At 57.6% G+C, this 1,411-nt stretch carries 1 rRNA gene (only partly in view); it reads right to left on the bottom strand.

The window, feature by feature from the left end:
* Positions 1-1,273, bottom strand: a 23S ribosomal RNA gene (locus tag ACWGJ5_RS46400); it reaches 1,917 nt to the left of the window's first position.
* Positions 1,274-1,411 lie beyond the last annotated feature (138 nt).

Below are 1,411 nucleotides of genomic sequence, written 5' to 3'. Positions count from 1 at the left end.
ATACGAATGACACGACTTCGGCGGTACGCTTGAGCCCCGCTACATTGTCGGCGCGGAATCACTAGACCAGTGAGCTATTACGCACTCTTTCAAGGGTGGCTGCTTCTAAGCCAACCTCCTGGTTGTCTGTGCGACTCCACATCCTTTCCCACTTAGCGTACGCTTAGGGGCCTTAGTCGATGCTCTGGGCTGTTTCCCTCTCGACCATGGAGCTTATCCCCCACAGTCTCACTGCCGCGCTCTCACTTACCGGCATTCGGAGTTTGGCTAAGGTCAGTAACCCGGTAGGGCCCATCGCCTATCCAGTGCTCTACCTCCGGCAAGAAACACACGACGCTGCACCTAAATGCATTTCGGGGAGAACCAGCTATCACGGAGTTTGATTGGCCTTTCACCCCTAACCACAGGTCATCCCCCAGGTTTTCAACCCTGGTGGGTTCGGTCCTCCACGAAGTCTTACCTCCGCTTCAACCTGCCCATGGCTAGATCACTCCGCTTCGGGTCTTGAGCGTGCTACTACAGCGCCCTATTCGGACTCGCTTTCGCTACGGCTTCCCCACCCGGGTTAACCTCGCAACACACCGCAAACTCGCAGGCTCATTCTTCAAAAGGCACGCAGTCACGAGATGCAGCAAGCTGCATCCGACGCTCCCACGGCTTGTAGGCACACGGTTTCAGGTACTATTTCACTCCCCTCCCGGGGTACTTTTCACCATTCCCTCACGGTACTATCCGCTATCGGTCACCAGGGAATATTTAGGCTTAGCGGGTGGTCCCGCCAGATTCACACGGGATTTCTCGGGCCCCGTGCTACTTGGGTGTCTCTCCAACGAGCCGCTGACGTTTCGACTACGGGGGTCTTACCCTCTACGCCGGACCTTTCGCATGTCCTTCGCCTACATCAACGGTTTCTGACTCGTCCTGTTGCCGGCAGACAACAGAAGAGAGATCCCACAACCCCCACGACGCAACCCCTGCCGGGTCTCACACGCCGTAGGTTTGGCCTCATCCGGTTTCGCTCGCCACTACTCCCGGAATCACGGTTGTTTTCTCTTCCTGCGGGTACTGAGATGTTTCACTTCCCCGCGTTCCCTCCACACTGCCTATGTGTTCAGCAGCGGGTGACAGCCCATGACGACTGCCGGGTTTCCCCATTCGGAAACCCCCGGATCAAAGCCTGGTTGACGACTCCCCGGGGACTATCGTGGCCTCCCACGTCCTTCATCGGTTCCTGGTGCCAAGGCATCCACCGTGCGCCCTTAAAAACTTGGCCACAGATGCTCGCGTCCACTGTGCAGTTCTCAAACAACGACCAGCCACCCATCACCCCGAACCAACAAGCTCGAGTGCACTGGGGCCGGCGACTGAGGAAAGTTCGTTCCCTCAGACACCCAACAGCGTGCCCGACCAA

The organism is Streptomyces sp. NPDC054783, assembly GCF_053611725.1.
This window is presented reverse-complemented; position numbering and strand designations above follow the sequence as displayed.